The following is a 23,949-nucleotide window of genomic DNA, read 5'->3' on the forward strand; positions in this document are numbered from 1 at the left end:
TCAAATCACTCCCAGGAGCAACGCCGTCAAGGTCATCAACACCGAGGCGGCAAACAGGAAAGGAATGGTGAAGCGCTGGTGATCGGCCAACTCGATCTTGCACAGGCCCACCAGCAGGAAGGTCGCAGGCGTCAGCGGGCTGACCGGGAAGCCGGTGGTGTGCACGCCCAGCAGCGAAGCCTGGGCCACCTGAAGCGGGTCGACGCCCAGGGCCTTGCCGACTTCGGCGATCACCGGCATCACGCCGAAATAGTAGGAATCGGGGTCAAACAACATGCTCAGGGGCATGGACAAGAAGCCCACGACGGCCGGGATCAACTTGCCGTGGCCCGCCGGGATCTGCGCCACCGCCACTTCGGCGATGGCCTTGAGCATGCCGGTGCCTTGCATGATGCCGGTAAATACCCCGGCGGCGAGCAGGATACTGGCCATGGTCAGGGCGGTTTTCGCATGGGCGTCGATGCGCGCACGCTGGGCGTCCACGTTGGGATAGTTGATGCACAACGCAACCACGGTGCCGAGCATGAACATTACCACCGGGTCCACCCAGCCGGCGATCATCACCACCATCACCAGCACGGTCAGCATCAGGTTGACCCAGAACAACCGTGGACGACGCAGCGTGATGTCGTCATCGCTGAGCACTCGTTGCGGCACCGCCTCCACGCTGGAACCGGCGCCCAGGCCGAGGCGCTTTTCTTCGCGATGGCCCAGCCACCAGGCGCAGGCGAAGACAAAGATCAGCCCGACGATCTGAACCGGGATCAATGGTTGGAACAGGTCGGCCACCGGCACATGCAAGGCCGCCGACGAACGCAGCACCGGGCCGGTCCAGGGCAGGAAGTTGACCCCGGCGGCCATCGCACATACGCAGGCGAGGATGCGTTTATCAATGCCGAGGCGCGTATACAGCGGCAGCATCGCCGGCACCGTCACCAAGAAAGTCACAGCGCCAGAGCCGTCCAGGTGTACCAGCAACGCCAGGGTCGCAGTACCCACCACAATTCGTGTAGGACGCGTCCCGACCGTGCGCAGGATGCGATCAATGATGGGATCGAGCATGCCCGCGTCGGTCATGATCCCGAAAAACAGGATCGCGAACACAAACATGCCCACCACAGGGGCGACGTTCTTGATACCGGTAATGATGAAGGCGCTGGTTTGCAGGCCAAATCCACCGATCAGCGCGGCAATGATCGGCAAGGCGATCAAGGCCACCAGCGGCGAGAGGCGCTTGCTCATGACGGCAGCGAGCAGGCACAGGATGGTGATGACACCCAGGGTTGCGAGCATGGGTTACTCCAGGGCGGCCTGGTTGGCCGGTTATTGTTTTCCCTGGAGTATTGGAATCACGCTAGGCTTTGTAAATTGCAATATTCAGCCACCAGCGTTCGGAAAAACAAAATGAAGCGACGCGCATGAAAAACAGCATCCAGCACATTCAAGCTTTCCTTGCGGTTGCCCGCACAGGCAGCTTCACCAAGGCGGCCAACGAACTGCATCTGTCGCCGTCGGCCCTCACCGTGCAGGTGCAACAACTGGAAGACTGGCTCGGCGTCGCCCTGCTCGACCGCAGCCCGCGCCACGTGAGCATTACCGCTGCGGGCCAGGAGGCGCGCGGGCCCATGGAAAAACTGCTGCTGGACCTGGACAACATCGTCACCGGCTCCCGCGACCTCGCCGCCTTGCGCCGCGGCGTGGTGACCATTGCCGCCCTGCCCTCAGTCTGCGCAGGCGCTCTGCCCCCGGCCTTGCGCCTGTTTCGCCAACGCTTCGCCGGCATCGAAGTGCGCCTGCATGACCTGGTGGCCCAGCGCATTCATGCAAAGGTTCGCAACGGCGAAGTGGATTTCGGCATCGGCGTGCGCGCCCGCCTGAGCCACGGGCTGGACTTCGTGCCGGTGCTCAATGATCGGCTGTGCGCATTTGTGCCATCGGGCCATGCGCTCGCCCGCCATCGCCAACTGACTCTGGAACAATTGGCGGACCAGCCGATCATCCTGACCGGCCGCGACAGCAGTGTGCGCGAGCAAGTGGACACGCTGTTCGATGAGACACGGCTGACGCTGAACGCCGGCATGGAGGCCAACTACATGTCGACCGTATTGGCCTTGGTGCGCCAGGGCCTGGGCATCAGTGTGTTGCCGGAGTCAGCGGCCGATAGCCTGGAAGGTTTGAAGCGGATCAGCATCGATCATCCCGGGGTGAATCGAGAGATCGGGTTGATCAGCCGTAGCGGGATGGGCTTGAGCCCGGCGGCGCAGCGCTGCTTTGAACTGCTCAACAAAGCACTGCCTGACACGCCGCCGCGCTAAATGTGGGAGCTGGCTTGCCTGCGATGCAGACACCTCGGTTTAGCCGGGGCGCCAGGGTGACGCTCTCGCAGGCAAGCCAGCTCCCACATTGGACCGAGGGAGTCAGTCGAGCATCGCCACGTACTTGGGATGACTGGCCACGCGCTGCAACCACGCCTGCACCGCCGGATACGGCGCTAGGTCAAAGCCGCCTTCATGGGCCACATGGGTGTAGGCATACAACGCAATATCGGCAATGGAAAACTGCTCGCCCACTAAATAAGGCGTGGCTTGAAGCTGACGCTCCATCACTCTCAAGGCCTTGTAACCGCCTTTGTGGGTGGTCTTGTATTCTTCCAGCCGATCCTCGGGCATGTTCAGGTAGAACTGAATAAACCGCGCCACCGCAATGTAAGGCTCATGGCTGTACTGCTCGAAAAACTGCCACTGCAATACCTGGGTACGCAGGCGCGGTTCGGTCGGCAGGAATTCACTGCCATCGGCGAGGAAGTTGAGAATCGCATTGGACTCCCACAGGCAGGTGCCGTCTTCAAGCTCCAATACCGGGACCTTGCCATTGGGGTTCTTGGCCAGGAACTCAGGGGTCTGGGTATCGCCTTTGAGGATATCGATATCGATCCATTCATACGGGATGCCCAACAGATTGAGCATCAATTTGACCTTGTAGCAATTGCCCGACTTGTAATCGCCATAAACCTTGTACATGGGGCTCCCCTTTTCGCCGCGCTGACCGAATGCTTGCGCCCACAAGGTGCGGGTATCGAAGGCTTGTTTCAAGGCGTTGCGCAGAATAAATCCCTTGGCCTGGGCCTTTCATCCCTTTTCGCCGAGATAATCGAAAACATTATTTGCTTTATTTGTATACAAAAGCATAATTCGCTTCGTGCGAGTTCCTGACCTTTTGGTCAACAAACCCGCCGGTACCTCAAAGCGCTGTCGCCCACTCATGTGACCGGCGCTGGACATAACAATAAAACGATTGAGGAGTACTCGCTGTGGATAGCCGTAAAACCGAAGCCCCTACGTTGGACCTGGCCGCGCCCCGAGGCGGTTGGCTGGAACGCCTGTTCAAACTGCGCTTGCATGGCACCACAGTGAAGACCGAGCTGATCGCCGGCCTCACCACCTTTATCACCATGGCCTACATCATTTTCGTCAACCCCAATATCATGGCCGATGCCGGTATCGACCACGGCGCGGCTTTCGTCGCCACCTGCATCGCCGCGGCGCTGGGTTGCCTGCTGATGGGCCTGTACGCCAACTGGCCAGTGGGCCTGGCGCCGGGCATGGGCTTGAACGCGTTTTTCACCTACACCGTGGTCGGCACCATGGGTTACACCTGGGAAACCGCCCTCGGCGCGGTGTTTATTTCCGGCGTGCTGTTCATGATCCTGACGCTGTCGCGCATCCGCGAATGGCTGCTCAACAGTATTCCGGTCAGCCTGCGCCATGCCATGGGCGCCGGCGTGGGTTTGTTCCTGGGGGTGATCGGCCTGAAAACCGCCGGCATCATTGTCGACAGCCCGGCTACGCTGATCAAGCTCGGCTCCCTGCATGAGCCCGCGCCGTTGCTGGCGGCGGTGTGCTTCCTGCTGATTGCTATCCTCAGTTATCACCGCGTATTCGGCGCAATTCTCATCAGCATCATCGCCGTGACCCTGGCCGGCTGGGGCCTGGGCCTGGTGCACTACAACGGCATTCTCGCCACCCCACCGAGCCTGGCACCGACCTGGATGGCCATGGACGTGATGGGTGTGTTCAATGTGAGCATGATAAGCGTGGTATTTGCCTTTCTTTTTGTACACATGTTCGACACTGCCGGTACACTGATGGGCGTTGCGCAACGCGCAGGACTTGTGAATGCCGATGGCAAGATCGACAACCTGTCTCGCGCCTTGAAGGCTGACAGTGCGTCCAGCGTGTTCGGCGCCATGGTCGGTGTACCGCCGGTGACCAGCTATGTAGAAAGTGCCGCCGGTGTGGCTGCTGGCGGCCGTACGGGTTTGACCGCGGTGACCGTGGGCATATTGTTCGTGGCGGCGATGTTTTTTGCGCCGCTGGCCGGCATGATTCCCGCCTACGCCACCGCGGGCGCGTTGATTTACGTTGCGATGCTGATGATGGCGAGCATGGCCCATATCAACTGGGATGAAGCCACCGACAGCATTCCTGCAATCGTCACCGCGATCATGATGCCGTTGACGTTTTCGGTCGCCGACGGAATCGCCCTGGGTTTTATCACTTACGTGGCGTTGAAAGCCGGCACCGGCAAGCACCGCGAGATTTCCATCAGCCTTTGGGTGCTGTGCGCGATCTTTATCGCCAAGTTCATCTTTCTGTAGTTCAGGAAGGGCTGAAAAACCGCCTCACCTTCGGGTGAGGCTTTTGCATGAAAGGGAGGAATGTAAATGACCTTGGAAACCTGGCTGTTGTTCAGCGGCGCTGCGCTGGTGGTGATCCTGATCCCCGGCCCGCTCTCATTGCTGATGATCAGCAACAGCCTTAACTATGGCCTGCGCCGCTCGTACCCGGCGTTTCTCGGTGGTGTGTTTGCCTCGATCTGCCTGTTGAGCGCCTCGGCCCTGGGCCTGGGCGCGCTGCTGCTAGCGTCCGAACAACTGTTCAGCGCGCTCAAAATTGTCGGCGCACTCTACCTGTTCTACCTGGCGTGGCAGAGCTGGCAGCAATCGCGCCTGCCCAATGCAGGCGCTGAAGTTCCGCACGCTGCGCCAGTACCACGCTTTCGTGCATTGTTTGGCCGGGCTTTTGTACTGGGCGCAAGCAACCCCAAGGACATCCTGTTTTTCGCTGCCTTCCTGCCACAATTTCTCAGCAGCCAGCAACCGTTCCTGCCGCAGTTGCTGGTCATGATCGTCACCTGGACGCTGCTTGATCTGCTGTGCAAGTTGGCTTACGGCTTGGGCGCCCATGGCGCTGCGCGCTATTTACGCAGCGGCTCGGGCCAGAGCTGGTTCAATCGGATCAGTGCCGCACTGTTTGGTGGCGCCGCAGCAGCGGCACTCATCAACGCTAGGGGGCCAATTTGACGAAGTAGACGCTGGGGTTCAGATTGCCCTTCGTCGCCCATTGGATACCCGCCACGATCCGCACCAAGCGCTGTTCTTGCAGCGCGCTGTCGACCGCTTTCAATAGAAGAGAGTCGGGGTGTAATTTAATTGCGAACCGAATCCACTTGTCCGTCAGCTTGGTTCTCAATGTCATTCGCCCCGTCTCAAGCCATTGATAGGCGACATAGTAAATTTTGTTCGAATGGCGATGCGTCACAACTGATTCGTGGCTGAATTCTCCAGCGGTTGTCCCCTGCCGCCGCAAAGACAAATCCTGGACGGCGAAGCCCTGCTGCTCCAGCACGGTTCTGACGGCAGAGCGCTCTGCCTCGAGCCGCTGCGTCCTGACCGGTGTGACACCAAATTGAAGGCGCGGATCCAACGGGTGAGGCGGCGTGAAGTCAACACGCGTGAAGCCTGGCGCCTTGCCATCGTAACCGATGTACACCATTTCTTTGCGCCGCTCATTGGGCCGCAACATCTGTAGCAAATCATCCGTCTGGCCAACACGGCCATTTACAGCAAGCAACCACTTGTCGAGCGTGGCGCGAATATTCAGTAAATGACTGGCCGTTGCCAGTTGTGGCGGCCCCGATAACTCAATCAGCCTGGCGACTGCCAGCGCTTGGCTTGTATTTGTGAGGGTGGGAAAAGCACTGCCCACATAGCGCTCCAGTGGCCTGTCGAACAGCGGCGCATGCAGCTGCCACTCGCCCGCCGAAGTGCGTGATACCGGAATGGGCTGATCGTTGATTGCCGTACTTGTCCAGCGCTCAATATCAGTGCGAGCCAATGAAACCTGCTGCGTATCCCTGGTAATAAACGCAATGTCGGTCAATGGCGCCTGATCCCCCGTGTCCAGTAGCCTGTAATATCCGATTCCCGATCCAGCGCTCGGTGTGTCATACCTCGCGCCGATATAGATGGCATTGTAGAAGGCTCCTTGAGGAGTCGATTGCACACGTAAAACGCCAGGTATCGATGAGTCCGACAGCTCAATGGCCTGGGCTCGGATACGCCAATCGAACCAGTGGGTGGCGACCGTTGAGGACTGGACAATGGTGCTTTGTGTAGCAGAACGCACAGTCGGTGGGAACCAATCCCGTAGCGCCTCTACTTCTACGCGCCAGGGGTTGAGCACCCCCGAGCTGGGCCCCGGTTGAGGGTCGCCCGAGCCCAACAAGCGTTCACCGGGCTGATCGATGTGCAAGATCAACTCGTCTTCGCCCGGCTGCCGGGTATTTTTGAGTCGAAATACCTGTTCGTTTTCGCGCTGGTAAATCGGGTAATGGTGCGTATCGTCTGTCAGAAACAGCTCACCCTTTTTGACATGGATTCCCTTTTTGCCCGGGCCTTTCAGCGCCACGGCGTCGTCAGCAATCGCCTTGATTTTGAACCGGTCGAACACCTTGAGCTGAGTTACAACGGGCACCTTCACGCGCGCAAGGCTATCGCGCACGGCCATGCGCATGCGGTGTATGCGTGCCAGTAAAGCCCTCGGCGCAGGACGCGTCACCTTGGCCACAGCACTGCCGCGCCCCTTGGGCCCCGGTATAAAGTTTGTCAGCAGGTCAGCCGCCATAAACGCACTCATAAAACCCACGTCAACGGCATCATGAGGGTCCCCATAGCGATGAAAGCGCCGCGCCACAAGCAGCAACTCGTAGGCATCATTGAACATCCCGAATAACGGAGAGAAAAAAGCGATCAACCGGCGCCTGCGTGTCTCGCCCTGCTCGCCCAGCCGACGGGTGCGATACTCATCCAGCGCTTTGCCGGAATGGCTGGCTGCCTGGGTCTGACGTTTCAACTCCAGCACCGGGGCGTCGTAAAGCAATGCCTGGGCATCACTGTGGGACGTGGGGACAATTGCCAGCCAAGCCTCAGGTTCACTGGCAATCTGCTCAAGGATTACCTGCTCAACCTCATCCGGCAGCACCGTCGGCTCCAAGTGCTTGATACCGAAGGAGCGAACAAACTCAACCGCTTGCCATATCCCTTTGACCATGGCAAACGCAGGTATAGCGTCCAGGTAACTGACGGCAGCACCGAGCCTATCGACCCTGACCGGGTGATGGGTAATTGCCTGAAATGCCCAGCCGGGTGCGATCTGCCTCGCCAGCATCTGGGTGTTTTCAGGCCGTGCGCCAAGGCGGTTCAATGCATCCTGGGCTTGTTGCAAACTGCAGTACTCGGTGAGAACCAACGCGGGCGAAGCATTCGGCCAATAGATCACGCAATGCCCCGACCGCAGGTCTCGCACGATCACCAAGCCCGCGATATATCGGTCATGCTGCATCGTGTGGCCCACTAAATGAAGCACATGCAGTTGCAGCTCATGTTGGTTTTTCAACAAGTCTTGCGGCGTTCGTGCGGCCATCGCCGTGGTGAAGATACTTTGCGCGGTTGCCGTCAAGCCTTGTTGCGTGGCCAACAACAGATGTTGCTCAGTGCCGGCAAGCAACGTCCGGTTCAGTAACTCGGGAATGCGCCCTTTGCTGAGCGTGTGGAGGGTATCGCCAGGCGGGTAAAAAACCTGGTTGATCAACGCGTCGTACTGACCGCCGACATCCAGCGAGGAAATCGTACGGATCAAGTAAGCGGCATTCAGTTGATTTTTCCATTCAGGTTGCAAATAGCGGGCGCGATTGAGTCGCCACTGCGTCCAGGGCGCCAGTGGGTCCAGGTTATGCTGCGCCAGTTGTAACAGGCTGTAGGTGGTGCGCTTCAGGGTCGGGGTAAGTTTTATGGCGCGGTCGCCAATGGCACAACCGCTTGTCCATCCACAATAACTGCCTTGAACATCATCGGGCATATCAATGAAGGGCTGGTCGATATCAAACTGCGCAGGTATGCCGTCCAACCGCAAGCGATCGATCAGGGCACGGCGAGCGAAGGTTTCCAGACCGGGCAACTGGTCTTCAAGCCTTGTCTTGAATGCAAAAGTACTGCTCAGGTAAAAGCGCTGCGATCGCCTGAACTTCTTACGCTGGTAACGGGATGCGTGCTCCAGCCAAGCTGGCAGTTTCTTCGCTTGCAGTGCGGTTTTGCGCAACAACTCGACATTGGCCTGGGCGCGGCTCTGGGCGTCACTGACAGGTGCCTTGAGCTGCTCTTGCAGTTCTGCCAGCAGCAAGGCGCGACTTATTTGCGCATCTTTCACGCCGTTGAATATGCGCGTGATGTCTTCTGTGCTGTTGTGCAGGCGCTGATAACACCCAAGCAATGTCTTGATCGCAGCCAGGGCGGGCTTGCCATTAATCGGTACGTAGCGCACAGCCAGCGTTCCACGCGCCGAGTGTGAGCGCAAGTCGTTACGCTTGTCGTGCTCGACATAGTCCCACAGCGCGCTGCGATCCCAACTATCAAGGCTGGCTTTGATACTTCGGGTCAGGGCGTCCAGTCCGGAAAACCCCTGCACCCCACCTTCCGCTCCGAAACCGCACAGGACTACCGCATGCTGGCGCCGCGGCACCCGTACCGCCGCCGCCGTAGTCACCACCCACATGTTATGGAGCGGATAGAAGGCATCAGGGTCATTGCCAATCGCAATTGACAGCACTCGGGTTTGACTGTCTGGACGTTTTGACGGCAAAGGCTGATCGAGCACTTCGATGATCAGGTCCCGATGCGCGGTGCTTATCAACTTGAGTCGATGCTGCAATTGCACCTCACAGCGTAGCGCCTCAGTCTGGGCGTCAAGAAACAACGTGCCGCGCCTGAGCGTACCCTTTCCACCAGGGCGCTCAGCCCAAAATGCCACCTCGAACAGCCGTTGCTGGGCATCCTGCACCCACCTGTCCATCGTTTGGGCATGGGCGTTGAGCTGGGATACCAGCGATACAAATGCCTGGTATGCGGGCGTATCGTTACTCAAATCATCGGGATCGAGCAACGCAACCAGCCCTTTTTCGTAGCGTTTGATCCGGTGTTCTACGGTGTATTCGGCCAAGCCTGGCGCAGTGCTGCCAAAGATTATTTCGGCGTGTCGTCGTTGCTGGTCCCATTTGAGCAACTGCTCTCGAAGCGGGCCAAGTCGGGCCCCGCCAATCAACTGCTGCCGGTTACGCTCCACTCGTGCGAGAACAACTGCTGACTCCAGAGGCTGTGACGTTCCGGCGGCAAACACATGTGCGTGGTTGCTTTTTACCGTACACGCCAATTCATTGGCCCATTGCCCTTCCAACAACGCCTGCGCGCTTGACGCCAGCGCATCCTCCATAAGCTCCACGCCTCGAGAGACAGTGGATACCGAGGAGAACGTTGCAGGTGGAAGCAACACAGAGCGACGACTTAATGGCAAACATTGCCAGAGCTCGTGTAGACGAGTCCTGCCCAGCGCCTGCACGCCGCACGCCAGGGCGACGAAAGACGGGTACTCGTAAAAATTGCGAGCCACACCCGGTAAATAGACAACATGAGGCACATCATCGGGATCGCCCTCACGATAGAAATGCAACGCGCCCGCAATAGCCACCGCAGGGTTACCCGGCCACATCAACGGGCCTACTCGCACATCGGCCCACTGTCCGCCCGCACGCAGACGTGCTTCAGCGGTTGGTGCATCGATCACGGCCTGAACCATGGCCAATCCAGCCCGTGATAGCTCGTTCAGTTGCCTGGCAATAAAGGCCCGGTCAGCAAAAAGCGCCTGGTGCAGCTCGATCCAACGCTCCCGGCGTGTGAGCCAGGAGCCGTACTCCAGCGCGTCCCAATATTCATTGGCTGCGCGACCCAACCGCTCAAACAGCCCCAACGCGATAACCCGCCGCAACGCTTCCAGCGGTGTATAGGGCAACCGACGGTCAGGCGCGCCCTTGACGCTGAGGAGGGTGTATTGATTGATATTGAAAGGCACCGAAGGGCGGACCAGCAGCAACAACGCACGATCAGTCAAGGTGTCGACTTTCTGCGGTAAACGCGGAGGCATGGGTTCGGTGAAGAGCAGACTGTCCGGGTCAATCTCGAACGCCTTCTGCAACTGGGCGCGGATCACCTTCAAGATCCTGGGTGAGCGCCCTATCAGGCGTGTGAGCGCCCGTGTCGACTCGCGGCATCTCGCGTCGGCCAGCCCGATCTGATTGATCAGGCGGCTGGGATGGGGATAGGCGTTGATCCGTTCTCGCAACGGAGTGCGTAGGGCCTGTAAATCGGCATCGACGAAAAAGGGCGGCGCGTCCTCCTCAAGGGTGTCGTCAGGGTCACTGGAGGGCGCTGTAACGCCGAGCTGATCAGGGGGCAAGGTCATGGTGTTTTCTTCTCTATGCACTGAGGAAAAACCAGCCTAGGGCCCATCAATGAGCAAGAGGGGCTAGATAGTTGAGCGAAAAAAAGCCCGCAGTGTGCGCGGGCGAAACCAACGAAGAGCATTTGGGGGTGTGAAGCGAGGTGACGACTCAGCTACCGCGATAAGTGGAGTAGCTGTAAGGCGAAATCAGCAGAGGCACGTGGTAGTGGTCTTGCTCGGCACTGATACCAAAGCGCAACACCACCACGTCGAGGAAGGCAGGTTCAGGCAATTGCACACCGCGGGCACGGTAGTAATCACCGGCGCTGAACTGCAGTTGGTACACGCCGCTGCGGTAGTCGTCGCCTTGCAGCAGCGGCGCGTCGCAACGACCGTCTCCGTTGGTAGTGGCGGTAGCGACGAGCTCAAGCTGCGTGCCTTCGACACGGTAGAGCTCAACCTTGATTGCGCTGCCAGGGCAGCCGTGTGCAGCGTCCAAAACGTGTGTGGTCAAACGTCCCATGGCTTCTATGCGCCTCCGGAAGTCAGTGATTGAGAAACCCGCACCTTTTCAGAGCGTTGAAAAAGCCGGCGATGACTGATTAAGACACTTTTTATAAAAATTGTACACAATAAATTCCACAGCCTTCCAATCCCCTGTAGGAGCGAGCTTGCTCGCGAAAAACGTCAACGATGACGCGGGCTTCCAGGATGAAAAGTGGCGCGCTCGGGTTTTTCGCGAGCAAGCTCGCTCCTACAGTGGGCTTTTTCATTTTAATCTGACCATTCAGGCAAGTTTCTTGCAGAGACCCGTAGAGAGCCCGTTCAGAAAAAATGCAGAAATGCAGGCTTACAAAGTTCGCGATAAGTTGTATACAATCACTCATCGCTGTGACGCCACTCAGTCATTCCACTGCCCGGACGCCACACACACCTGCTACCACGAACAAGAAGGAAGACTGCAGTGAGCGCTGACTACCCACGCGACCTGATCGGTTACGGCAGTAACCCTCCTCACCCCCACTGGCCGGGCAAGGCACGCATTGCGCTGTCGTTCGTACTCAACTACGAAGAAGGCGGCGAGCGCAATATCCTGCATGGCGACAAAGAGTCCGAAGCCTTCCTTTCGGAAATGGTCTCGGCCCAACCGCTGCAAGGCGAGCGCAACATGAGCATGGAGTCGCTGTATGAGTACGGCAGCCGTGCCGGTGTGTGGCGCATCCTCAAGTTGTTCAAAGAGTTCGACATCCCGCTGACCATCTTCGCCGTGGCCATGGCCGCCCAGCGGCATCCGGACGTGATCCGCGCCATGGTCGCCGCCGGCCACGAGATTTGCAGCCACGGCTACCGCTGGATCGACTACCAGTACATGGACGAGGCTCAGGAGCGCGAGCACATGCTCGAAGCCATCCGCATCCTCACCGAACTCACCGGTGAACGCCCACTGGGCTGGTACACCGGCCGCACCGGCCCCAACACCCGTCGCCTGGTGATGGAGGAAGGTGGCTTTCTGTACGACTGCGACACCTACGACGACGACCTGCCCTACTGGGAACCCAACACCCCCAACGGCAAGCCGCACCTGGTGATCCCCTATACCCTGGACACCAACGACATGCGCTTCACCCAGGTGCAGGGCTTCAACAAGGGCGACGACTTTTTCGAATACCTCAAGGACGCCTTCGACGTGCTGTATGCCGAAGGTGCCGAAGCGCCAAAGATGCTGTCCATCGGCCTGCATTGCCGCCTGATCGGCCGCCCGGCACGCCTGGCCTCGCTCAAGCGCTTCATTGAATACGTCAAAGGCCATGACCAGGTGTGGTTCACCCGCCGCGTGGACATCGCCCGTCACTGGCACCAAACCCACCCTTTCCCGGGAGCGGCGAAATGACTGCGTTCCAGACCCTGAAACCTTCGACCTTGAGCCGCGACGCCTTCGTCCAGGCCTTTGCCGATATCTACGAACACTCGCCATGGGTGGCCGAAAAGGCCTTCGACCTGGGCCAGGACGCGTCGATCGACCAGATCGAAACCCTGCACCAGCGCATGAGCGATATCCTGTTGAGTGCTGATCACGCCGCGCAACTGGCGCTGATCAATGCTCACCCGGACCTGGCCGGAAAAGCTGCCGTCCAGGGCCAACTGACCCAAGCCAGCACCGATGAACAAGCGGGCGCGGGTATTCACCAATGCACGGCCGAAGAGTTTTCTCGCTTCACCGAGCTGAACGAGGCCTACAAAGCCAAGTTCAAGTTTCCCTTCATCATGGCGGTAAAAGGCAGCAACCGGCATCAGATCCTCGCCGCGTTCGAAACGCGCATCCACAATTCGGCAGACACCGAGTTCAAGTGCGCGCTGGACGAGATCAACAAGATCGCGTTGTTCCGTTTACTGACCCTCTAGCAGTCCATCCCCAGCCACTCTATCTAAGGCAGACAAGAAGAATGAAAGCTTACGCCGTACCTTTCGAAAAGTTCGTCAACCTGGCCGACGCCCGCCTGGGCACCAAGATCATCTCGGTGACCGATGACTGGTTCGCTGACGCCAACCGCCTGTTCCAGCCGACCCCGGCCGTGTGGAAGGAGGGCGTTTTCGATGACAACGGCAAGTGGATGGACGGCTGGGAGTCACGCCGCAAGCGCTTCGAAGGCTACGACAGCGCGGTGATCCGCCTGGGCGTGCCGGGTTCGATCAAGGGCGTGGACATCGACACTTCATTCTTCACCGGCAACTTCCCGCCGTCGGCTTCCCTGGAAGCCTGCTTCCTGGCCTCGGGCGAGCCGGATGCCAACACTCAGTGGGTGGAAGTGCTGTCAGCCGTCGAGCTGCAAGGCAACAGCCACCACTACCATGAGATCAACAACGACCAGGCGTTCAGCCACCTGCGCTTCAACATCTACCCGGATGGCGGCGTGGCCCGTCTGCGTGTGTACGGCGTGCCGTTCCGCGACTGGTCTTCGGTGGGCGACAACGAACAGGTCGACCTGGCTGCCGCGCTCAATGGCGGCCGTGCCCTGGCCTGCTCCGATGAACACTTCGGCCGCATGAGCAACATCCTCAACCCGGGCCGCGGCATCAACATGGGCGATGGCTGGGAAACCGCACGTCGTCGCACGCCAGGCAATGACTGGGTGATCGTCGCCCTGGGCCACCCGGGCGAGATCGAGAAAATCGTGGTCGACACCCTGCACTTCAAGGGCAACTACCCGGATACCTGCTCGATCCAGGGCGCTTTCGTGAAAGGCGGCACCGACAGCCAGATCGAAACCCAGTCGCTGTTCTGGCGCGAACTGCTGCCGGCGCAGAAGCTGGAAATGCACGCCGAACACACCTTCGCCGAGCAGATCAAGGCGCTGGGGCCGATTACCCACATCCGCCTGAATGTGTTCCCGGATGGTGGTGTGAGTCGCCTGCGTGTCCTGGGCAAAGTCTCGAAATAACACCCGATCGTCCCCACGCTCTGCGTGGGGACGCATCCCGTGACGCTCCGCGTCACACAGCGGACGCAGAGCGTCCAGGGCAGCGTTCCCACGCAGAGCGTGGGAACGATCTATAGACAAGATAAGAAGACAGCCATGCGCACACTGATGATCGAACCCCTGACCAAAGAAGCCTTCGCCCCTTTCGGAGACGTTATCGAAACCGATGGCAGCGATCACTTCATGATCAACAACGGGTCGACCATGCGCTTTCACAAACTGGCCACGGTCGACACCGCGAAGCCGGAAGACCACGCCATCATCAGCATCTTCCGCGCCGACGCGCAGGACATGCCGCTGACCGTGTGCATGCTGGAGAGACACCCGCTGGGCAGCCAGGCTTTCATTCCGCTGCTCGGCAACCCCTTTCTGATCGTGGTCGCGCCACTTGGCGATGAACCTGTATCGGGCTTGGTCCGCGCCTTCGTCACCAACGGCAGGCAGGGCATTAATTACCATCGCGGCGTCTGGCACCACCCGGTGCTGACGATCGAAAAGCGGGATGACTTCCTGGTGGTTGATCGCAGTGGCACAGGCAATAACTGCGATGAGCATTTTTTCAAAGAGGATGAGCGTTTGATCCTCGCCCCCCACCAATAAGAGAAGGTCTGATCACCCGACAACAAGGGTGACAGGCGAGAGGTAAAGACTGTGGAAGCACATCTGTTGGAATGGCTGAACCTGAGCGTGCGCTGGGTTCACATGATCACTGGCGTCGCCTGGATCGGCGCTTCTTTCTACTTCGTCTGGCTGGAAAACAACCTTAATCGCGTCAACCCCAAGAACGGCCTGGCCGGTGACTTGTGGGCGATCCACGGTGGCGGTATCTACCACCTGGAAAAATACAAACTGGCCCCGCCGACCATGCCGGACAACCTGCACTGGTTCAAATGGGAAGCCTATTTCACCTGGATGTCAGGCGTCGCGCTGCTGTGCGTGGTGTTCTACCTCAACCCGACGCTGTACTTGCTCGCCCCCGGCAGCAGCCTCAGCGGCACCGAAGGCGTATTGCTGGGCATCGGTTCACTGTTCGCCGGCTGGTTTATCTACTCCTTCCTGTGCGATTCGGCCCTGGGCAAACGCCCTGCCCTGCTCGGCTTGATCCTGTTTGTGCTGTTGATTGCGGCGGCCTACGGCTTCAGCAAGGTGTTCAGCGGCCGTGGCGCCTACCTGCATGTGGGCGCGGTGATCGGCACGATCATGGTCGGTAACGTGTTCCGCATCATCATGCCCGCCCAGCGTGCGCTGGTGGCGGCCATCGCCGAGAACCGCACACCGGACCCGGCGCTGCCGGCCAAGGGTTTGCTGCGCTCACGGCATAACAACTACTTCACCTTGCCGGTGCTGTTCATCATGATCAGCAACCACTTCCCGAGCACCTATGGCAGCCAATACAACTGGCTGATCCTGGCCGGGATCGCGGTGGCAGCAGTGTTGGTGCGCCATTACTTCAACACCCGGCATGACAGCCAGAAGTATGCGTGGACCTTGCCGGTGGGCGCGTTGGCAATGATCAGCCTGGCCTACGTGACCGGGCCCAAGCCGGCTGAACCGATTGCCAAGGCACCGGCGGCGATTGAGTATCAGCCGCTGCCGGAAACCGCCTTGGGCGGTGGCTTGAAACCCGCCGCGCCTGCCGCACCCGCCGCTGAACCGGCACCAGCCCAGGCCACCACGGACTTCGGTCAGGTGCACCACGTGATCGAGCAACGCTGCACCGTGTGCCACTCGGCCAAGCCCACCAGCCCGCTGTTCAGCACCGCACCGGCTGGGGTGATGTTCGACACACCGGCACAGATCCAGCAGCAGGCGGCGCGCATTCAAGCGCAGGCCGTGGCCAGCCAGATCATGCCGCTGGGCAACATTACCCAGATGACCCAGCAGGAAAGGGATTTGATTGGCACCTGGATCAATCAGGGGGCCCGCACCAACTGACTGTTTCACACAGGACCAATGTGGGAGCTGGCTTGCCTGCGATAGCGGCAGATCACCAACATTTTCGGTGACTGACACACCGCCATCGCAGGCAAGCCAGCTCCCACAAGGGAGATCAGTGATGGTTTGAAGATTAAGTTTCATCCGGCAATTGAATGCCAAACAACACAAAAATAAAAAGATTCGAGGTGTTGCATGTCCCAGTTAGAAACGCAGACTCCTGCCGCGCCCGCCATGGTGCGGCTGCCCCTCTTGCAATTGATCCTGGTAGGCCTGCAACACGTCTTGCTGATGTACGGCGGTGCCGTCGCCGTGCCCCTGATCATTGGCCAGGCCGCCGGCTTGAGCCGTGAAGAAATCGCCTTTCTGATCAACGCCGACCTGCTGGTGGCTGGTATCGCCACCATGGTGCAGTCGTTCGGCATCGGCCCCATGGGCATCCGCATGCCGGTGATGATGGGCGCCAGTTTCGCCGCCGTGGGCAGCATGGTCGCCATGGCCGGCATGCCCGGCATCGGTTTGCAGGGCATCTTCGGCGCGACCATCGCCGCCGGGTTCTTCGGCATGCTTATCGCACCGTTCATGTCCAAGGTAGTGCGCTTTTTCCCGCCGCTGGTGACCGGCACGGTGATCACCGCCATCGGCCTTTCGCTGTTTCCCGTGGCGGTGAACTGGGCCGGCGGGGGCAGCGCCGCCGCCACGTTTGGCTCGCCGGTCTACCTGGCGATTGCCGCCCTGGTGCTGGGCACTATCTTGCTGATCAACCGCTTCATGCGCGGCTTCTGGGTGAACATCTCGGTGCTGATCGGCATGGGCCTGGGTTACGCCCTGTGTGGTGTGATCGGCATGGTCGACCTCAGTGGCCTGGCCCAGGCGCCGTGGGTGCAGGTGGTGACGCCGTTGCACTTTGGCATGCCCACGTTCGAGTTGGCACCGATCCTGTCGATGTGCCTGGTGGTGGTGATCATTTTTGTCGAGTCCACCGGCATGTTCCTCGCCCTGGGCAAGATCACCGGCCAGGAGGTCACGCCGAAGATGCTGCGACGCGGCCTGTTGTGTGATGCCGGCGCGTCGTTCTTTGCCGGCTTCTTCAACACCTTTACCCACTCCTCCTTCGCGCAGAATATCGGCCTGGTGCAGATGACCGGCGTGCGCTGCCGCTCGGTCACGCTCATGGCCGGCGCGTTCTTGATCGTGCTCAGCCTGTTACCCAAGGCGGCCTATCTGGTGGCATCGATTCCACCTGCGGTACTCGGCGGCGCGGCGATTGCGATGTTCGGGATGGTGGCGGCAACCGGGATCAAGATTCTGCAGGAAGCCGACATCGCCGACCGCCGTAACCAGTTGCTGGTGGCGGTGAGCATCGGCATGGGCCTGATCCCCGTGGTACGTCCGGAGTTCTTCGCACAGCTGCCGTTGTGGATGAGCCCGATTACCCACAGCGGCATTGCCATGGCCACCCTCAGCGCGCTATCGCTGAACATCCTGTTCAACATCCTCGGCGGCGCTGAGCGCCCCGAAGTCGCACATACGCATTGATTCCTTTGTTAGTACAAAAATAACAACAAACAGGGAACCCCCACATGCACAACCTTGACATGGGGCCGGCCACACGCCGCGCCCCATTCTTGCCCCTCGCGCTCTGTTACAGCGCACTTGAGCCCAGGCCTGGGAGCCAGTATTCTCCGCGCCCGCTCGAATCGACTCAAAAAAAAACAGCGAATGTAAAAGCTGACCTCAAGGCCAACTTATCCCGGCCTGATGTTTGCTGCCAAAGTGCACAAAAGTCCCCTGAATTCGACTGCATCCGCTGCAGCCGACGGGGATTTTTTGGCTTTTTCAACACCTTGGCGCAGCTCTTGCTAAAAGCATCAAAGCTGACCGAACAGACGATTTTTGCAGCGAACCAAAAGGCGCCACACCAGAGCGCCTGCGTAGAAGAAAAACCATAAAATTTTAACTCGGGAGCAACCGAATGAAACCTATGTTCAAAGGCCTGATGCTGGCTGGATCACTGTTGGCCGGTGGCCAGGCCGTAGCCGGTGACTTGTTGCAGTGGCAAAACAACAGCCTGACTTATCTGTGGGGCAAGAGCTTTACCGTCAACCCGCAGATCCAGCAAACCGTCACCTTCGAACATGCCGACGCATGGAAGTACGGCGACAACTTCTTCTTCCTCGACCGTATCTTTTACAACGGCAAGGAAGACGGCAATGTCGGCCCGAATACTTACTACGGCGAGTTCAGCCCGCGTTTGTCGTTCGGCAAGATCCTGGACAAGGACCTGTCGTTCGGCCCGATCAAGGACGTGCTGCTGGCCTTCACCTATGAGTTCGGCGAGGGCGATAACGAGTCCTACCTGCTGGGTCCGGCGTTCGACTTGAACATCCCCGGTTTCGACTACTTCCAGTTGAACTTCTACCAGCGCCAGACCGAGGGCAATCGCCCGGGTGACGGCGTGTGGCAGATCACTCCGGTCTGGTCGTACACCATTCCCGTGGGTAATTCCGACGTGCTGATCGACGGTTTCATGGACTGGGTGGTGGATAACGACAAGAACGCCCGCGGCACTTATCACGCCAACCTGCACTTCAACCCGCAGGTCAAATACGACTTGGGCAAGGCGCTGCATTGGGGCGACAAGCAGTTGTATGTGGGTTTTGAATACGACTACTGGAAGAACAAGTACGGGATTGAAGACAGCGGCGCCTTCAAGACAACCCAGGACACAGCAAGCTTCCTGGTCAAATACCACTTCTAAAGGTTGACCGCGGTTCCCTGTGGGAGCTGGCTTGCCTGCGATCGCGATGTGTCTGTGCCAGCAGTGTTGGCTGGCATACCGCTATCGCAGGCAAGCCAGCTCCCACATTCAGTTTGACGTCAGGCCGAGGAAACGAGTGATTTCTTCGCGCTTGGCCAGCGCATCCTTGCGCCCCAGTTCGATCAACTCGCTGCAATACCCCGCCTCGAACAACAGATAACTCAACACCCCTGCCCCGCTGGTCTTGGTCGCCCCCGGCCCGCGCAAAAACACACGCAACGCCGCCGGCAACTCCTGGCGATGTCGTGCGGCGATTTCATCGATGGGCTGGCTGGGGGCAATCACCAGCACCTCTACCGGCGCCAGGCCCTGCACCGCCGCATCCACAGGCACCACACGGCTGAACTGATTCAAGCGCTCCAGCAGCTCGATATCGCTTTCCAGGCTATCAATGAACGTGCTGTTGAGCATATGCCCACCGATTTGCGCCAGGGTCGGTTGCTGGCCGGTGTAGGCGCGTTGCACCGAAGGTTCATTGCCCCGTGGGTTGCCGCTTACCCCCACCACCAACACGCGACTGGCGCCCAGGTGCAAGGCCGGGCTGATGGGCGCGGACTGGCGCACCGCACCGTCGCCGAAATACTCCTGACCGAGCTTGACCGGGGCAAACAGCAGCGGGATCGCCGAACTGGCCAGCAGGTGCTCTACCGTCAGTTGGGTCGGTACCCCAATGCGCCGATGACGCAACCAGGCATCGATGGTGCCGCCGCCCTGATAGAAGGTCACCGCTTGCCCGGACTCATAGCCAAAGGCCGTCACCGCCACAGCCTGCAAGTGCTTGCGGCGGATAGCCTCGTCGATGCCGTCCAGGTTCAAGCGCTCTTGTAACAAGTCGCGCAGTGGCGAACTGTTGAGCAACGCCACCGGCACCTGGCTACCCAGGCCCAACAGGCTATGGATCAGGAAACGACTGGCCTGGCGCATCACCCCCGGCCAGTCACTGCGCAGCACCTGATGGCTGCGAAAGCCCTGCCAGAAGGCCGTCAGCCGTTGGATGGCTGCCGAAAAATCACTGGCGCCGCTGGCCAGGCTCACCGCATTGATCGCACCAGCCGAGGTGCCGACGATCACCGGAAAAGGATTCGCTGCCCCCGCAGGCAGCAATTCGGCAACCGCCGCCAGCACCCCCACCTGATACGCCGCTCGCGCCCCGCCGCCGGAAAGAATCAAGCCTGTGACCGGTTCAGCTGGGCGCATTGCGTCACTCCATGTGAGAAAGGGTTGGGCTTATCGACGGCGCTTTTCGTACAACTTGGGCTCACCCGGCGGTCGGCTCTTGAAGCGGCGGTGGGTCCACAGGTATTGCTCGGGGCATGCGCGTACCGAGGCTTCGACCCACTGGTTGATGCGCAGGCAGTCGATTTCGTCGGTTTCACCCGGGAAGTCGGTCAGCGGCGCATGGATCACCAGGCGGTACCCGCTACCGTCAGCCAGGCGCTCCTGGGTAAACGGCACCACCAGCGCCTTGCCCAGGCGTGCGAACTTGCTGGTGGCGGTGACGGTAGCAGCCTGGATGCCAAACAACGGCACGAAGATGCTTTGCTTGGCGCCGTAGTCCTGGTCTGGCGCGTACCAGATGGCCCGGCCGGCGCGCAGCAGCTTGAGCATGCCGCGCACGTCGTCACGCTCCACGGCCAGGGAATCGAGGTTGTGGCGTTCACGACCACGGCGCTGGATAAAGTCGAACAGCGGGTTGCCGTGTTCGCGGTACATGCCGTCAATGGTGTGCTTCTGCCCCAGCAGCGCCGCGCCGATTTCCAGGGTGGTGAAGTGCAGCGCCATGAGGATCACGCCCTTGCCGTCCAACTGCGCCTGCGTGAGGTGCTCCAACCCTTCGACATGGGCCAGGCGCGCCAGGCGCGGCTTGGGCCACCACCAGCTCATGGCCATTTCAAAGAAGGCGATGCCGGTGGAAGCGAAGTTTTCCTTGAGCAGGCGTTTACGTTCCTTGGCGGATTTTTCCGGGAAGCACAGCTCAAGGTTGCGCGCCGCAATACGGCGACGATCGCCCGCCACGCGGTACATGCCCGCGCCCAGCAGGCGACCAATGTTCAACAGCGCCCGATACGGCAATTGAGTGACCAGCCACAGCAGGCCGAGCCCCAGCCATAGCAGCCAAAAACGCGGGTGAAGAAATACAGCTCGAAAACGCGGGCGATCCATTACAGATTCCGGTAAAGACAAGGGCCGCGCATTCTACAACGGTTCGACTCGGCTTGCGGCGAGTGAGTGTTCTCGTTATAAGTCTCGACACTTTTCGTGACAAGCCGCTTTCGCCGACCATGAGCCAAACCGAACCGCTAGACCAAGATCCCGTGTTCCAGCTAAAAGGCAGCATGCTCGCCATTACCGTGCTGGAACTGGCCCGCAATGACCTCGACGCCCTGGACCGCCAACTGGCCGCCAAGGTCGCCCTGGCGCCAAACTTTTTCAACAACGCCCCGCTGGTGCTGGCGCTGGACAAGCTGCCGGCCGGCCAGGGCGTGATTGATTTGCCCGGCCTGATGCGCGTATGCCGTTCCCATGGCCTGCGCACCCTGGCGATTCGCGCCAGCCGGATCGAAGACATTGCCGCCGCCATCGCCATTGAACTGCCAGTACTGCCACCGTCGGGCGCCCGTGAGCGCCCTCTGGAACCATTGGTCGGCGAAGAAAAGAAAAAACCGGAAAAACCACCGGAGCCTGCGATCAGGCCTACAAAGATCATCACTTCGCCGGTACGCGGCGGGCAGCAGATTTACGCCCAAGGCGGCGACCTTGTGGTGGTCTCCTCGGTCAGCCCGGGGGCGGAACTTCTTGCCGATGGCAACATCCATGTATACGGCCCGATGCGCGGACGCGCTCTGGCCGGCATCAAGGGTGATACCAAGGCGCGTATTTTTTGCCAGCAGTTGACCGCTGAGCTGGTTTCCATCGCGGGTCAGTACAAGGTTTCCGAAGATTTGCGCCGCGATCCACTGTGGGGCGCTTCGGTACAGGTCAACCTGTCGGGCGATGTGTTGAACATCATCCGTCTTTAACGGATACTGCCGCATTTTCCAAGCATCTCTAGACTCTGATAGCAAAGCGAAACCGGCAAGACTTGTGTAGGACTTTTTGGAAGTTGGTGTTTCCCCATGGAAACCCCGTCTTTTTCCTGCAAAGGCTGTCCGCCTGCGGCGAGTTCCAAGAGATGTTTTTCAGGGACCGAAAGTCCTTTTTCCTTAGGGGTGAAACACCTTGGCCAAGATTCTCGTGGTTACATCCGGCAAGGGTGGTGTGGGTAAGACCACCACCAGCGCCGCTATCGGTACCGGCCTCGCTCTGCGCGGCCACAAGACAGTCATCGTCGACTTCGACGTCGGTCTGCGTAACCTTGACCTGATCATGGGCTGCGAGCGTCGCGTGGTGTATGACTTCGTCAACGTGGTGAACGGCGAAGCCAACCTGCAACAGGCCCTGATCAAGGACAAGCGCCTTGAGAACCTGTACGTGCTGGCTGCCAGCCAGACCCGTGACAAAGACGCGCTGACCAAAGAGGGCGTCGGCAAAGTGCTCGCCGAGCTCAAGGAAACCTTCGAATACGTGGTCTGCGATTCCCCGGCTGGTATCGAAACCGGTGCTCACCTGGCGATGTACTTCGCCGACGAAGCCATCGTGGTGACCAACCCGGAAGTCTCCTCGGTACGTGACTCGGACCGCATGCTCGGCCTGTTGGCCAGCAAGTCCAAGCGCGCCGAAGAAGGCCAGGACCCGATCAAGGAGCACCTGCTGCTCACCCGCTACAACCCGGAGCGCGTCAACAACGGCGAAATGCTCGGTGTTGAAGACGTGAAGGAAATCCTCGCCGTGACCCTGCTGGGCGTGATTCCGGAATCCCAGGCCGTGCTGAAGGCATCCAACCAGGGCGTACCGGTGATTCTCGACGACCAGAGCGACGCCGGCCAGGCGTACAGCGATGCCGTCGATCGCTTGCTGGGCAAGACCGTGGAACACCGCTTCCTCGATGTCAAGAAGAAGGGATTCTTCGAGCGTATCTTTGGAGGCAACTAAACAATGAAATTTCTCGACTTCTTTCGCGCCAACAAAAAACCCAGTACCGCATCGGTCGCGAAAGAGCGTCTACAGATCATCGTGGCGCACGAACGCGGCCAACGCAGCACCCCGGACTACCTGCCAGCCTTGCAGAAGGAACTGGTCGAGGTGATCCGCAAGTACGTCAATATCGGCAACGATGACGTGCATGTCGCCTTGGAAAATGACGGCAGCTGCTCGATTCTGGAACTCAATATCACCCTGCCCGATCGTTGATCGAACGGGCGGTCGCCACGGCGGCTCCACTGACGGCCCCCTCGCTCCTACAGGGTGAGGGGGCCGTCAGTGGAGCCGCCGTTGGCGTTTGTTACGAGGCTGTTTAATGCCGCTGTCCAATATCCACATCCTGCATCAGGACGACGCTGTCCTGGTGGTGAACAAGCCGACCCTGCTGCTCTCGGTGCCTGGCCGCGCCGACGACAACAAGGACTGCCTGATCACTCGCCTGCAGGAAAACGGCTACCCCGAAGCCCGCATCGTCCATCGCCTGGACTGGGAAACGTCGGGGATCATCCTGCTGGCCCGGGACGCCGACACCCACCGCGAACTGTCCCGCCAGTTTCACGACCGCGAGACCGAAAAGGCCTACACCGCCCTGGCCTGGGGCCAACCGGCACTGGACAGCGGCAGCATTGACCTGCCCCTGCGCTACGACCCGCCGACCAAGCCCCGCCATGTGGTCGACCATGAGTTCGGCAAACATGCACTGACCTTCTGGAAAGTCCTGGAGCGTTGCGGCGACTGGTGCCGCGTAGAGCTGACACCCATCACCGGGCGCTCGCACCAGTTGCGCGTGCATATGTTGTCCATCGGGCATCCGTTGCTGGGCGATGGTCTGTACGCCCATGAACAAGCCCTGGCCGCCTGGCCGCGCCTGTGCCTGCATGCAAGCATGCTCAGCTTCACCCATCCGCAAAGCGGCGAGCGCCTGCGCTTCGAGTGCCCTGCGCCTTTTTGAAGGGCTGATGCGGTCAAATGTGGGAGCTGGCTTGCCTGCGATATCGGCGTGCCAGCCAATACATCTGGCACA

21 protein-coding genes are annotated in these 23,949 nt (G+C 59.7%); 15 read left to right on the forward strand and 6 right to left on the reverse strand.

The genetic code is table 11. The annotated features are described in order from the left end of the window. Window positions 1-1,293 (reverse strand): CitMHS family transporter, encoded by a 1,293-nt coding sequence (locus AB9N64_RS08810; protein WP_003192804.1) that lies wholly within the window; start codon window positions 1,291-1,293, stop codon window positions 1-3. A 125-nt stretch (window positions 1,294-1,418) separates the two neighbouring features. Here AB9N64_RS08810 and AB9N64_RS08815 point away from each other — a divergent pair, with 125 nt between their 5' ends. Continuing rightward, window positions 1,419-2,315 carry a LysR family transcriptional regulator gene (locus AB9N64_RS08815; protein ID WP_014719286.1) on the forward strand — a complete coding sequence of 299 codons (897 nt, stop codon included), beginning with the start codon at window positions 1,419-1,421 and terminating at the stop codon, window positions 2,313-2,315. A gap of 102 nt (window positions 2,316-2,417) precedes the next feature. On the opposite strand, the gene AB9N64_RS08820 is transcribed toward AB9N64_RS08815, so the two are convergent. Next, window positions 2,418-3,020, reverse strand: coding sequence for a glutathione S-transferase family protein (locus tag AB9N64_RS08820; RefSeq protein ID WP_014719287.1), 603 nt, complete (start codon window positions 3,018-3,020; stop codon window positions 2,418-2,420). A 290-nt stretch (window positions 3,021-3,310) separates the two neighbouring features. Between AB9N64_RS08820 and AB9N64_RS08825 the strand changes: the two genes are divergently transcribed. Both AB9N64_RS08825 and AB9N64_RS08830 read left to right on the forward strand, forming a co-directional pair. Continuing rightward, window positions 3,311-4,657: an NCS2 family permease gene (locus AB9N64_RS08825; RefSeq protein ID WP_371360187.1), complete on the forward strand. Its 1,347-nt coding sequence runs from the start codon at window positions 3,311-3,313 to the stop codon at window positions 4,655-4,657. Window positions 4,658-4,723: 66 nt separating this feature from the next. Beyond that, the gene (locus AB9N64_RS08830; protein WP_038451001.1) at window positions 4,724-5,362 is read left to right on the forward strand and encodes a LysE family translocator; all 639 of its coding nucleotides are present in this window, start codon (window positions 4,724-4,726) and stop codon (window positions 5,360-5,362) included. On the opposite strand, the gene AB9N64_RS08835 is transcribed toward AB9N64_RS08830, so the two are convergent. Further along, entirely contained in the window at window positions 5,346-10,631 is a 5,286-nt protein-coding gene (locus AB9N64_RS08835; RefSeq protein ID WP_371360188.1) for a dermonecrotic toxin domain-containing protein, read from the reverse strand. The two genes, AB9N64_RS08830 and AB9N64_RS08835, sit on opposite strands and share 17 nt — an antisense overlap. A gap of 148 nt (window positions 10,632-10,779) precedes the next feature. Then, entirely contained in the window at window positions 10,780-11,133 is a 354-nt protein-coding gene (uraH, locus tag AB9N64_RS08840) for a hydroxyisourate hydrolase (RefSeq protein ID WP_014719291.1), read from the reverse strand. A gap of 441 nt (window positions 11,134-11,574) precedes the next feature. On the opposite strand from uraH, the gene puuE reads away from it, so the two are divergent. The 8 genes from puuE to AB9N64_RS08880 all read left to right on the forward strand — a co-directional run bounded on the left by puuE (window position 11,575) and on the right by AB9N64_RS08880 (window position 18,785). Further along, window positions 11,575-12,501 (forward strand): allantoinase PuuE, encoded by a 927-nt coding sequence (puuE, locus tag AB9N64_RS08845; RefSeq protein ID WP_014719292.1) that lies wholly within the window; start codon window positions 11,575-11,577, stop codon window positions 12,499-12,501. Next, the gene (gene uraD, locus AB9N64_RS08850; protein WP_371360190.1) at window positions 12,498-13,013 is read left to right on the forward strand and encodes a 2-oxo-4-hydroxy-4-carboxy-5-ureidoimidazoline decarboxylase; all 516 of its coding nucleotides are present in this window, start codon (window positions 12,498-12,500) and stop codon (window positions 13,011-13,013) included. Before puuE ends, uraD begins: the two co-directional genes overlap by 4 nt. 41 nt (window positions 13,014-13,054) lie before the next feature. Continuing rightward, window positions 13,055-14,050: an allantoicase gene (alc, locus tag AB9N64_RS08855; RefSeq protein ID WP_014719294.1), complete on the forward strand. Its 996-nt coding sequence runs from the start codon at window positions 13,055-13,057 to the stop codon at window positions 14,048-14,050. Between the two features lie 135 nt (window positions 14,051-14,185). Continuing rightward, window positions 14,186-14,689, forward strand: coding sequence for an ureidoglycolate lyase (locus AB9N64_RS08860; RefSeq protein WP_014719295.1), 504 nt, complete (start codon window positions 14,186-14,188; stop codon window positions 14,687-14,689). Between the two features lie 51 nt (window positions 14,690-14,740). Then, a complete protein-coding gene (locus tag AB9N64_RS08865) occupies window positions 14,741-16,024 on the forward strand; it encodes a urate hydroxylase PuuD (protein WP_003192825.1) in 1,284 nt (427 codons plus the stop codon). 195 nt (window positions 16,025-16,219) lie between these two features. After that, window positions 16,220-17,563, forward strand: coding sequence for a nucleobase:cation symporter-2 family protein (locus tag AB9N64_RS08870; protein ID WP_014719296.1), 1,344 nt, complete (start codon window positions 16,220-16,222; stop codon window positions 17,561-17,563). A gap of 44 nt (window positions 17,564-17,607) precedes the next feature. Continuing rightward, a complete protein-coding gene (locus tag AB9N64_RS08875; RefSeq protein ID WP_130175205.1) occupies window positions 17,608-17,976 on the forward strand; it encodes a hypothetical protein in 369 nt (122 codons plus the stop codon). Between the two features lie 23 nt (window positions 17,977-17,999). Further along, window positions 18,000-18,785, forward strand: a complete 786-nt coding sequence (locus AB9N64_RS08880) for an outer membrane protein OmpK (RefSeq protein ID WP_003192827.1) — start codon at window positions 18,000-18,002, stop codon at window positions 18,783-18,785. Window positions 18,786-18,893: 108 nt separating this feature from the next. Here the strand turns inward: AB9N64_RS08880 and AB9N64_RS08885 are convergent, their stop codons facing one another. Both AB9N64_RS08885 and AB9N64_RS08890 read right to left on the reverse strand, forming a co-directional pair. Beyond that, window positions 18,894-20,042: a patatin-like phospholipase family protein gene (locus AB9N64_RS08885; protein ID WP_019818596.1), complete on the reverse strand. Its 1,149-nt coding sequence runs from the start codon at window positions 20,040-20,042 to the stop codon at window positions 18,894-18,896. Window positions 20,043-20,072: 30 nt separating this feature from the next. Next, window positions 20,073-21,008, reverse strand: coding sequence for a lipid A biosynthesis lauroyl acyltransferase (locus AB9N64_RS08890; protein WP_019818602.1), 936 nt, complete (start codon window positions 21,006-21,008; stop codon window positions 20,073-20,075). A gap of 119 nt (window positions 21,009-21,127) precedes the next feature. Between AB9N64_RS08890 and minC the strand changes: the two genes are divergently transcribed. The 4 genes from minC to AB9N64_RS08910 all read left to right on the forward strand — a co-directional run bounded on the left by minC (window position 21,128) and on the right by AB9N64_RS08910 (window position 23,877). Next, complete coding sequence (gene minC / locus AB9N64_RS08895) at window positions 21,128-21,865, forward strand: septum site-determining protein MinC (RefSeq protein ID WP_014719299.1); 738 nt, start codon at window positions 21,128-21,130, stop codon at window positions 21,863-21,865. Window positions 21,866-22,064: 199 nt separating this feature from the next. Then, a complete protein-coding gene (gene minD, locus AB9N64_RS08900; RefSeq protein ID WP_003192835.1) occupies window positions 22,065-22,877 on the forward strand; it encodes a septum site-determining protein MinD in 813 nt (270 codons plus the stop codon). A 3-nt stretch (window positions 22,878-22,880) separates the two neighbouring features. Then, complete coding sequence (gene minE, locus AB9N64_RS08905; protein ID WP_003175252.1) at window positions 22,881-23,135, forward strand: cell division topological specificity factor MinE; 255 nt, start codon at window positions 22,881-22,883, stop codon at window positions 23,133-23,135. Between the two features lie 106 nt (window positions 23,136-23,241). Next, the gene (locus AB9N64_RS08910; RefSeq protein WP_003192838.1) at window positions 23,242-23,877 is read left to right on the forward strand and encodes an RluA family pseudouridine synthase; all 636 of its coding nucleotides are present in this window, start codon (window positions 23,242-23,244) and stop codon (window positions 23,875-23,877) included. The last annotated feature ends 72 nt before the right edge of the window (window positions 23,878-23,949 follow it).

The sequence above is a fragment of the Pseudomonas sp. KT_2_4 genome (genome assembly GCF_041410225.1).
Lineage (GTDB): Bacteria > Pseudomonadota > Gammaproteobacteria > Pseudomonadales > Pseudomonadaceae > Aquipseudomonas > Aquipseudomonas paracarnis.

Excerpts from the sequence above, each read along its gene's own strand:
- AB9N64_RS08810 (WP_003192804.1), bottom strand. The coding sequence starts at position 1,293 with ATGCTCGCAACCCTGGGTGTCATCACCATCCTGTGCCTGCTCGCTGCC.
- AB9N64_RS08815 (WP_014719286.1), top strand. The coding sequence starts at position 1,419 with ATGAAAAACAGCATCCAGCACATTCAAGCTTTCCTTGCGGTTGCCCGC.
- AB9N64_RS08820 (WP_014719287.1), bottom strand. The coding sequence starts at position 3,020 with ATGTACAAGGTTTATGGCGATTACAAGTCGGGCAATTGCTACAAGGTC.
- AB9N64_RS08830 (WP_038451001.1), top strand. The coding sequence starts at position 4,724 with ATGACCTTGGAAACCTGGCTGTTGTTCAGCGGCGCTGCGCTGGTGGTG.
- AB9N64_RS08835 (WP_371360188.1), bottom strand. The coding sequence starts at position 10,631 with ATGACCTTGCCCCCTGATCAGCTCGGCGTTACAGCGCCCTCCAGTGAC.
- uraH (WP_014719291.1), bottom strand. The coding sequence starts at position 11,133 with ATGGGACGTTTGACCACACACGTTTTGGACGCTGCACACGGCTGCCCT.
- uraD (WP_371360190.1), top strand. The coding sequence starts at position 12,498 with ATGACTGCGTTCCAGACCCTGAAACCTTCGACCTTGAGCCGCGACGCC.
- alc (WP_014719294.1), top strand. The coding sequence starts at position 13,055 with ATGAAAGCTTACGCCGTACCTTTCGAAAAGTTCGTCAACCTGGCCGAC.
- AB9N64_RS08860 (WP_014719295.1), top strand. The coding sequence starts at position 14,186 with ATGCGCACACTGATGATCGAACCCCTGACCAAAGAAGCCTTCGCCCCT.
- AB9N64_RS08870 (WP_014719296.1), top strand. The coding sequence starts at position 16,220 with ATGTCCCAGTTAGAAACGCAGACTCCTGCCGCGCCCGCCATGGTGCGG.
- AB9N64_RS08875 (WP_130175205.1), top strand. The coding sequence starts at position 17,608 with ATGCACAACCTTGACATGGGGCCGGCCACACGCCGCGCCCCATTCTTG.
- AB9N64_RS08880 (WP_003192827.1), top strand. The coding sequence starts at position 18,000 with ATGAAACCTATGTTCAAAGGCCTGATGCTGGCTGGATCACTGTTGGCC.
- AB9N64_RS08885 (WP_019818596.1), bottom strand. The coding sequence starts at position 20,042 with ATGCGCCCAGCTGAACCGGTCACAGGCTTGATTCTTTCCGGCGGCGGG.
- AB9N64_RS08890 (WP_019818602.1), bottom strand. The coding sequence starts at position 21,008 with ATGGATCGCCCGCGTTTTCGAGCTGTATTTCTTCACCCGCGTTTTTGG.
- minC (WP_014719299.1), top strand. The coding sequence starts at position 21,128 with ATGAGCCAAACCGAACCGCTAGACCAAGATCCCGTGTTCCAGCTAAAA.
- minE (WP_003175252.1), top strand. The coding sequence starts at position 22,881 with ATGAAATTTCTCGACTTCTTTCGCGCCAACAAAAAACCCAGTACCGCA.
- AB9N64_RS08910 (WP_003192838.1), top strand. The coding sequence starts at position 23,242 with ATGCCGCTGTCCAATATCCACATCCTGCATCAGGACGACGCTGTCCTG.